General features: G+C 45.7%; 2 protein-coding genes. Both read left to right on the plus strand.

Translation table 11 applies throughout. The annotated features are described in order from the left end of the window. The first annotated feature begins 245 nt into the window (after nucleotides 1–245). Entirely contained in the window at nucleotides 246–689 is a 444-nt protein-coding gene (locus tag R7E00_RS22885) for a PTS sugar transporter subunit IIA (RefSeq protein ID WP_005391226.1), read from the plus strand. 12 nt (nucleotides 690–701) lie between these two features. Continuing rightward, nucleotides 702–1625 (plus strand): PTS mannitol transporter subunit IICB (locus R7E00_RS22890; protein WP_318124519.1); only part of this gene is annotated, 924 nt, incomplete at its 3' end.

Raw genomic sequence — 1625 nt, forward strand, 5'->3', positions numbered from 1 at the left:
ATTTAAATAATGTAACTTTAAGAATATTGTCGAGAAAGTGATTTTATTCAAAATTCGTCTATTGACTTGTTGCTCAAATAAAATTTGTAGATTTTTTACGTGTGAGATTTTTGAGCTCTGTCCATTTAAACAAATTGACAGGCTTTAAAGTGTGATTCGAAGCGCAAAAGCAGCGCGGTTGCGCGGTTAGGACTCTGTTATTGATAATTAACCCATCAGATGACGAACTGTTGATAGGGTTAAATATGCTGTACGAGTTAATCGACCACGAACTAGTAGATGTAATTAATGATCGCGCTTACCAATGGCAAGATGCGGTTAAAAAGACCACTCAATACCTAGAAAATAAAGGTTACGTCTCCCAGCACTATGCTGATGCGATCATCCGTTCAACGGAAGAAAACGGTCCTTACTATGTGTTATGCCCTGGATTGGCTATGCCTCATGCCCGACCTGAAACTGGCGTTTTAAAAACAGGCTTAGGCATCCATATTTTCCCATCACCTGTTGATTTTGGATCGGATCTCGGTCCGGCCAATATTCTTATTACCTTAGCTGCGAAAGACTCTGATACCCACATTGAGGTGATTCAAGCGTTGAGCGAGATGTTTGTGGATGAAGAGAACATTGCAAAACTGGCACAAGCCTCTTCCAAAGAACAAGTGCTAGACATAATAAAAGCATACTAAAAGGAACATAACGTGAAAGCAAACATGCGAGCCAATGTGCAAGCCTTCGGAGGTCATTTGACCGCCATGGTGCTGCCAAATATCGGAGCCTTTATCGCTTGGGGCTTTATTACTGCACTCTTTATTCCTACGGGCTGGATACCAAACGAAGCCTTTGGCGAACTCGTGGGGCCAATGATCACTTACTTGCTGCCACTTTTGATTGGTTACACCGGTGGTCAGATTGTTGGTGAAAAACGCGGCGCGGTAGCGGGGGCTATCGGTACGATGGGCGTAATTGTCGGGGCTGACATACCGATGTTTGTTGGCGCAATGATCATGGGCCCACTGAGCGCTTGGGTTGTGGTGCAAGTGGATAAACGTATTCAACACCGCATACCTTCCGGTTTTGAAATGGTGGTCAACAACTTTTCGTTGGGTATCGTCGGTATGTTGTTGTGTTTGTTCGCCTACGAGATTGTTGGCCCTTCAGTCACCGCAGCAAACTTGTTTGTGAAATCAGGCATTGAATCCTTGGTTGCAACGGGTTTCCTGCCTTTGTTAGCGATCATTAACGAACCAGCAAAAGTGCTGTTCCTCAACAATGCCATTGACCAAGGCATTTACTACCCACTAGGCCTGCAAGCGGCCGCAGAAACGGGCAAGTCCATCTTCTTTATGGTGGCGTCTAACCCAGGCCCTGGTCTTGGTATGCTGCTGGCCTACGCGAAGTTTGGCCAGGGTTTGTCTAAACGTTCTGCACCAAGTGCCATCATCATTCACTTCTTTGGTGGTATTCATGAGTTGTACTTCCCATACGTACTCATGAAACCAATCATGATTGTGGCAATGATTGCTGGTGCGGCGACAGGCATCGCAACCTTCTACCTATTCGATGCCGGTTTGGTCGCGGGTCCAAGTCCAGGCTCTATCTTCTCTTACCTTGCTCTTACTCCG

The sequence above is a fragment of the Vibrio sp. Vb1755 genome (assembly GCF_033338635.1).
In the GTDB taxonomy this organism is placed as follows: Bacteria; Pseudomonadota; Gammaproteobacteria; order Enterobacterales; family Vibrionaceae; genus Vibrio; species Vibrio alginolyticus.

Bases quoted from the DNA above. Each gene is read 5' to 3' on its own strand.
- R7E00_RS22885 (WP_005391226.1), top strand. From the start codon at position 246: ATGCTGTACGAGTTAATCGACCACGAACTAGTAGATGTAATTAATGAT.